Genomic DNA, 6,716 nt, shown 5'->3' on the forward strand with positions numbered 1-6,716 from the left:
GCTTGTGGGTATCGTGAGCGAGCTAAATTTGAACCGCAAAATTTGGAGCGAATGAGGCGCGCGCACCGCATAAGGGCGATATTTGGATGAAATTTTTTAAAAAAGTTTACGAGCTAGGCGATAAGGTAGCTTACAGGTATCTTAAATAGGACGAGGAGGGTTTTGCCCCATCGTCTTTATTAAAACCCGTTAAATTCTAGCTCTCTATGACGGCGCTAGAGGACTTGCAGTACAGCTGCGAGAGCTTGAAAACACAATACGACAGGCAGTTGAGCGAATTAGCAAGAAAATACGAGCTAGATTGAGAGATAGGAAATTTAAAAATGAGGTGATTGGGGGTAGAGGGTTGGGGATGTAAGTCAGATTTGTGTATAATTATATAGAAATTTCTAAGAGGAGCGGCATATGAATAAAATTCTTTTGATTTTAGCCTTGAGTATGGGAATATCATTTGCAGATGAATTTAAATTTGATCCCGCGACGGATAGTATCGACGATCTTTATAAGTTTTGCATAAAAAACCATAAGGCGGGTGTAAATTTTGGAAATGATAACTCGGCGGATCAAGAGCTTTGTAATAAATATACGGTTGAAGCATTGACTTATTATAAAGAGCAATGCAGACTTGGCAAAAAGGATGCTTGTGTTTCAGCATCAAATATTTATTATCTGGGTTTTGGCGGCATTGACATGAATAAAGAGATTTTTTTTGAATACAGTAAAAAAGCTTGTGAGCTAGGAGATGCAACAAGTTGTGATGCCGTAGGCGATGAATACAAAAGTAAATTTAATGGCGAAAGCAATAAAAAGTCTAAAAAAGAGTATAAAAATCAAGCAAAAAACTATTTTAAAAAGGCTTGCGATTTGGGCTATAAACTAAGCTGTGATAGTCTCGAGAGGTTTTAAAACCTCTCGATTACAACTAAAATCCGTTGAATTTTAGTTCGATATTACCCTTTTCTCTGTTTAGTATCAGAATTAGGGCGGTATAAGCTAGTCTATTGCTTTTAATCGTTTCTTTTTCTTTTGCAAGTTTTTCCTGCGTTAAGATTAAAAGTTTTGCTATGGTTGGAATGTCTTCTGCATATAGCAATTGGATCAAGGCAGATATAAATTCAAATATATTTCCTGCTCCTTCCGCAATGGTTTTAAAGATACTTGCAGCTACCAAAATTCTCGCATTAGATAGTATCTCTTTGCCCATTTGATTTACGATATCTATGATATCCTCGGTCACATCGGTATAGCTATAGCGATCTACGCTGTAGCCCAACTCTTCTCTGGTATAAAATGCCTTTAAAAATGCAAAGGCAGCAGCCTGTCTTTGTTCAAAACTAAGATTGTTTGAAACAACTTCATTATTTTTCATTTTCCATCCTTTTTGTTAAAATTATTTGTATGACCGACTGAGTTAGTATTGCTATCGCCTACACTAACCAAAGCGCTGCAACCGCCGATCAAAACCGCAGCCGCTACTAAAATGATAAAAATTTTACGCATTTCAACTCTCCTTTTTGTATTGTAATCCGAAATGTAGGGAGCTAAAACATTCATAATCCGAAATTTTGGGCGCAAAACACCCTTTGAAATTTTAAGCATAAAAATGCCGCAGCCTATTCAAGCCAAAAATAACACCTTTGTAGGAATTGCAATAAAATTTAAAAGTACTTAGCCGCGTTTAAAATTTAAGAAGTATTGAGCTTTTTATATTTGGGGGAGGGGCAGCCGCGCAGTATTGCGGCCACCGAAATTTATGAAATTTATAGCTTTCCGCCCTCGATTACGACGTCGTCAGCCTTGATGTCGTCACCGTATACCGGCGCTAGCGTCGCATCGTAGTCGGCATGGAAAAAGTTTTCGTCCGCGAGTTTTACGATTAGATCGTCAAGCCATTTGCGAAGCTCGTCGTTGCCCTTTTTGACCGCAGGCGCGATGACGTCCTGATCGCCTAGCGAGCGGATACCTACCTTAAAGCCAGGGTTTGACTTCGTCCACGCAAACAAAAGCGTATTATCATGCGCGATCGCATCGCCCCTGCTGTCCAGCATCGCACCGAAAGTCTCGGTATTTTGGTCAAATTTTAAAAGCTTGATCTCGGGATGGTTTTTCGTAAAATACAGATCTGCGGTCGTGCCCTTGTTGATTAAAAGCGTTTTATCCTTAAGCTGCGAAACATCGGTGATATCGCCATTCGGGCTTGCGACGCCGAGGGCTACCTTCATATACGGCAGCGCGAAATCCACGACCTCCTTACGCTCCGGCGTGACGGTGAAATTTGCAAGCGTGATATCGACCTTATCCGACGCTAAAAATTCCGCGCGATTAGCGGCCTCTACGAGCACGAACTGAACCTTGCTCTCATCGCCCAAAAGCTCCTTTGCGATACGTTTTGCAAAATACACGTCATATCCCGCGTTTTTGCCCGCCTCATCGATGTAACCAAACGGCGGCTTGTCGCCGAAAACCGCGATCCTTACTACGCCGCGCTTTTTAATCCCGTCGATATAACTTTGCGGCGCGGCGGAACCTTGCGCGGAATTTGAGGAGCCTTTGTCCTCGTCGTTGCAACCTGCGAAAAATAACGCAACTAAGATAAAAAGCGTGCTTAGCGTTTTTTTCATCTTTTCTCCTTTATTAAAATTTATTTTTTAAATTCGAACATATTTAAAAATTTCTTCGCACGCTCGCTCTTTGGAGCGGTGAAGAACGCCTCCGGCTCATTAATCTCCACAATGTGTCCGTCGTCCATAAAAACTATGCGATCGGCTACGGCGCGCGCAAAGCCCATCTCGTGCGTTACGATTAGCATCGTCTGCCCCTCTTTGGCAAGATTTAGCATTACGTCTAGCACCTCGCGCACGATCTCGGGATCAAGTGCTGCGGTAACCTCGTCAAAAAGCATGATCTTGGGCTTCATCACAAGGCTTCGTACGATTGCGATGCGCTGTTTTTGCCCGCCGCTAAGCTCTTTGGGGTAGGCTCGCTCTTTATTTTCTAGTCCTACGATTTTGAGCCAATGCCTGGCTAGCTCTACAGCTTGCTCGCGCGGTACGCCTTGGACTTTCACGGGACCTAGGATTATATTATGTAGCACATTTAAGTGGTCGAAGAGCTCGTAGCTTTGAAAGACCATGCCGATCTTTTGCCTGATCCTGCGCCACTCTTTGAAATTTTGATCGATCCGCTCGCCCTCTATTATAAAATTTCCGCTTTGTACTGGCTCTAACCCGTTTATCGTGCGAAGTAGGGTGCTTTTGCCGCAGCCGCTAGGGCCTAGGATTACCACGACTTCGCCCTGCGCGACGCTAAGACTGATGTCTTTTAGCGCGTGCAGCTCGCCGTAAAATTTATTGACTTTGTCGATTTTTAAAATTTCCATCAGCTCCACCTATTTTCTAGTTTTTTCGAAAGCGCCGAGATCGGATAGCAGATCAAAAAATATACGAAAAATATCGCTCCGTAGATGATTAGCGGCGCGTAATTGTCGCGGAAGACATTCACTTCGATGATCTGCTGTCCGACCTTGACGAGCTCGATGACGCCGATTAGTACGGCGATCGAGGTTGTTTTTATCATCCTGCTGAATAAATTTATCGTTGCGGGCACTAGGCGCCTCATCGCAAGCGGCAGGATGACGTAGAGATAAATTTGAGATCTGCTAAATGCGAGCGCTTCGGCGCTTTCGAACTGATGCTTGGGTATGCTAAGCACGGCGCCGCGCACCAGATCCATCATCTCGAAAATGCCCCAGACGCTAAAGACGATGATCGAAGCCGCGATATTTGAGATGTGTATGCCAAATGCCTTACTCGCGCCGAAATATACGATAAATAGCCAAACGATAGGCGGCATGATACGTACGATCTCTAGGCAAATTTTAAGCGGAATGTATAAGACTCTGCGCCCGGAGGCCATTAAAATTCCAAGTACCAAGCCTAGCACGAGCGAAACCGCGATCGAGATGAGCGCGATTTGTAGCGTGACCCCGAGCCCGCCAAGAAGCCTGATTAAATTTTCGCCGCTTAAGAGTTCCATCGCTAGCCTCTCATATACGCAAGGCGCTTTTCAAGCAGCGTAAGCGCTAGCGAAAGCGGCAAGATTATGATCAGATACGAAACGCTTAACATAAATAGCGCCTCGTTCGTCTTGTAATACAGCCCGATGATGTCCTTTGCGGCATAAACGAGATCGGCGAGCGCTACGATACTAACGATCGAGGTTTCTTTAAGCAGAAAGATTACGTTTGCGCTGATAGAGGGCAGGGCGATCGCAAAGGCGCGCGGCAGCACGACGTAAAACACTATCTGCGACTCGCTAAGACCGAGGCTCATCGCGCTTTCGATCTGGGATTTTTTTATCGCCTCAAAACCGAGCCTAAAGCTCTCGCTCATATAGCTTCCGCCCAAAAACGCAAGACCTACGATCGCGCAGGTAAAACCTGAAATTTGAACGCCCAGCTTCGGTAGGCCGTAGTATAGAAAAAATAGCTGAATTAAAAGCGGAGTATTGCGCGATAGCTCGATATATGCGCTCACAAGCGGGCTTAGCAGCGGCAGCCTTTTGTATTTTATCAGCGTGCAGATAAAACCGATGATGATGGATAGTAAAATCCCGTAAAATGCGAGCTTTAGCGTTAAAATTCCCGCCTTTACGAACATCGGGCTAAATTTAGCTATAAAATCAAAATCCATAAATTCTTCTTTCCGTAAAATATGTGTATTATACAGATAACTGATTAAAATAGTATTAAATTAGAATTTTTTTATAAAGATTCCGAAAATTTAGGAGTTTAAAAATATATCTTATAAATATATTTAGTCCGAGCAGATACCCGGACTATAGAATTTTGACGGAATTTTACGAGTAAAAAATATACGCGTATCCCGAAACCAAAAACGCGGAGAATATCGCTAGAATTCCGCCACTTCGTACCATTTCTGCCTGGCGAATGCGTCCCGTGCCGAAAACCAAAGCATTCGGCGGTGTCGCTACCGGCATTATGAAAGCGCAGCTTGCGCCCACACCGATTACTATAGTAAGAGTTTCTTTTGGCAGCCCCATTTGCGCTGCTACTCCCGCAAATACTGGTACTAAAAGTGCAGCAGAGGCGGTATTGCTCGTAAATTCCGTAAGGCAGATGATGAAAACTGCCGTTACCAAAAGTACGATGTAAGTAGGCGCTCCACCGAAAGTGTGCGCGACTAGATCGCCAAGCACCTTAGAAGCTCCGGAATCGCCTAAAACCGCACTTAGCGTAAGTCCGCCGCCGAAAAGCAGCAACACGCCCCACTCGGTGTTTTCGGCGATGTCGTGCCATTTGGCAAGCCCTAGAATGACGATTACGACTGCCGAGCAGATGGCGACGTAAGCATCGTCCACTTTAAAGCCCACAAGGGCTGAAATTTGCTTTGAAAATATCCAGCCAAGCGCTGTTAGAGCAAATACGACGATCGTAATAATGCGCTCGCGCGTCCAAGGGATATGCTCCAGATCCATCTCTATTTTATGACTTAAATTCGGCTTGAAAATTATATAAAGCACCACAAGCATTATCGGTAGCATCACGCACATTAGCGGCAAACCTACCTTCATCCAGTCCGCGAAGCTGTAGTGCAAGGCTTGAGCCACGATTAAATTTGGCGGAGATCCCACGAGCGTGCCCAGACCTCCGATGCTTGCAGAATACGCGATGCCTAAAAGCAAAAACACGAGCGTGCCGCGATCTTTGCTCTCGTCCATGTTGGCGCAAATTCCAAGCGCGATCGGAAGCATCATCGCAGCAGTTGCGGTGTTTGAAACCCACATCGAAAGGATCGCCGTAGCAAGGCAGATTAAAATCGCAGCTACACCCAAGCGACCGCCTGCGCGGGCGATTAGCCACATCGCGATCTTTTTGTCTAGCTTTTGCATATGCAGAGCCGTTGCCAGAGCAAAACCACCGAAAAAGGTAAAGATCGTAGGGTTTGCAAAATTTGCAAGCGTGCTTTTGATGGTGGCAGCCGTGAAAGTGCCATCTTTAGCGAATTTGCCAAGTCCGATAGCTACCGCAAGCACCGGCACCATAAGCGCGGTTACCGTGATATGCACGGCCTCTGTAAGCCACATAATCGCGATAAAAGCAAGCAGCGCAAGGCCTTTTTTGACATTAGGCTCAAATGGTAACGCGGCATATAGCGCAAAGCCCACTGCAGCGGCAATCGCCATAATGATGACGCCGCGCTTAGGAAACGGCACGGTATCGGTGAGCCTGTCTAAACCCAGCTCGTCTACGTCTGAGTCTAGCGGCCCTTGTAAGCGGGAGTTGCGTAATTCCACTTTGTTTTCTTCCATAGATACTCCTTTTTTAGATTTGGCTTATGATACAAAAATGAGGCGGGAATTTTATAAATTCCAAATCAAATCGTCTTAAATTTTTAAAAGTGCAGTTACTATCGGTAACACGGCACTTATCTCGTGTGTAAATTTTAAATTATACATAAAAACGAACAACTAAATAAGCGCTTTAAATTTCATCACAGATTATTTTTTAATGACACCCGAGATTAAATTTGTTAACTGCTCAAGGGGAGGCGGCGTAGAATTTCGTCGAATTCCGTGCTGGCAATCGAGATAGAATTCTGTCCTTAGCAAACGAGATAAAATTTTATCCAATGCGAGTGAGATAAAATTCTGCGTCTTACCTTAAAAATTTATCGAAATTTAAGTGGGGGGCTATT

General features: G+C 44.5%; 8 protein-coding genes. 1 reads left to right on the top strand and 7 read right to left on the bottom strand.

Translation table 11 applies throughout. The features are described 5' to 3' along the window. The first annotated feature begins 405 nt into the window (after window positions 1-405). A complete protein-coding gene (locus Q0340_RS11505; RefSeq protein WP_298083418.1) occupies window positions 406-906 on the top strand; it encodes a tetratricopeptide repeat protein in 501 nt (166 codons plus the stop codon). A gap of 16 nt (window positions 907-922) precedes the next feature. On the opposite strand, the gene Q0340_RS11510 is transcribed toward Q0340_RS11505, so the two are convergent. The 7 genes from Q0340_RS11510 to Q0340_RS11540 all read right to left on the bottom strand — a co-directional run bounded on the left by Q0340_RS11510 (window position 923) and on the right by Q0340_RS11540 (window position 6,204). After that, entirely contained in the window at window positions 923-1,369 is a 447-nt protein-coding gene (locus Q0340_RS11510; RefSeq protein WP_298083419.1) for a hypothetical protein, read from the bottom strand. Next, window positions 1,366-1,500, bottom strand: coding sequence for a hypothetical protein (locus Q0340_RS11515; protein WP_298083420.1), 135 nt, complete (start codon window positions 1,498-1,500; stop codon window positions 1,366-1,368). The genes Q0340_RS11510 and Q0340_RS11515 overlap by 4 nt, the downstream gene beginning before the upstream one ends. A 260-nt stretch (window positions 1,501-1,760) precedes the next feature. Then, on the bottom strand, window positions 1,761-2,621 hold the full coding sequence (locus Q0340_RS11520) for a cysteine ABC transporter substrate-binding protein (RefSeq protein ID WP_298083421.1): 861 nt from the start codon (window positions 2,619-2,621) through the stop codon (window positions 1,761-1,763). Window positions 2,622-2,641: 20 nt separating this feature from the next. Further along, complete coding sequence (locus Q0340_RS11525) at window positions 2,642-3,379, bottom strand: amino acid ABC transporter ATP-binding protein (protein ID WP_298083422.1); 738 nt, start codon at window positions 3,377-3,379, stop codon at window positions 2,642-2,644. Beyond that, entirely contained in the window at window positions 3,379-4,035 is a 657-nt protein-coding gene (locus Q0340_RS11530) for an amino acid ABC transporter permease (protein ID WP_298083423.1), read from the bottom strand. Before Q0340_RS11530 ends, Q0340_RS11525 begins: the two co-directional genes overlap by 1 nt. A 2-nt stretch (window positions 4,036-4,037) precedes the next feature. Continuing rightward, window positions 4,038-4,691 (bottom strand): amino acid ABC transporter permease, encoded by a 654-nt coding sequence (locus Q0340_RS11535; protein WP_298083424.1) that lies wholly within the window; start codon window positions 4,689-4,691, stop codon window positions 4,038-4,040. A gap of 166 nt (window positions 4,692-4,857) precedes the next feature. Continuing rightward, window positions 4,858-6,204 carry a DASS family sodium-coupled anion symporter gene (locus tag Q0340_RS11540; RefSeq protein ID WP_005873052.1) on the bottom strand — a complete coding sequence of 449 codons (1,347 nt, stop codon included), beginning with the start codon at window positions 6,202-6,204 and terminating at the stop codon, window positions 4,858-4,860. Between the last annotated feature and the right edge of the window lie 512 nt (window positions 6,205-6,716).

Source organism: uncultured Campylobacter sp., assembly GCF_938045595.1.
Lineage (GTDB): Bacteria > Campylobacterota > Campylobacteria > Campylobacterales > Campylobacteraceae > Campylobacter_B.

Excerpts from the sequence above, each read along its gene's own strand:
- Q0340_RS11505 (WP_298083418.1), top strand. The coding sequence starts at position 406 with ATGAATAAAATTCTTTTGATTTTAGCCTTGAGTATGGGAATATCATTT.
- Q0340_RS11510 (WP_298083419.1), bottom strand. The coding sequence starts at position 1,369 with ATGAAAAATAATGAAGTTGTTTCAAACAATCTTAGTTTTGAACAAAGA.
- Q0340_RS11515 (WP_298083420.1), bottom strand. The coding sequence starts at position 1,500 with ATGCGTAAAATTTTTATCATTTTAGTAGCGGCTGCGGTTTTGATCGGC.
- Q0340_RS11520 (WP_298083421.1), bottom strand. The coding sequence starts at position 2,621 with ATGAAAAAAACGCTAAGCACGCTTTTTATCTTAGTTGCGTTATTTTTC.
- Q0340_RS11525 (WP_298083422.1), bottom strand. The coding sequence starts at position 3,379 with ATGGAAATTTTAAAAATCGACAAAGTCAATAAATTTTACGGCGAGCTG.
- Q0340_RS11530 (WP_298083423.1), bottom strand. The coding sequence starts at position 4,035 with ATGGAACTCTTAAGCGGCGAAAATTTAATCAGGCTTCTTGGCGGGCTC.
- Q0340_RS11535 (WP_298083424.1), bottom strand. The coding sequence starts at position 4,691 with ATGGATTTTGATTTTATAGCTAAATTTAGCCCGATGTTCGTAAAGGCG.
- Q0340_RS11540 (WP_005873052.1), bottom strand. The coding sequence starts at position 6,204 with ATGGCGATTGCCGCTGCAGTGGGCTTTGCGCTATATGCCGCGTTACCA.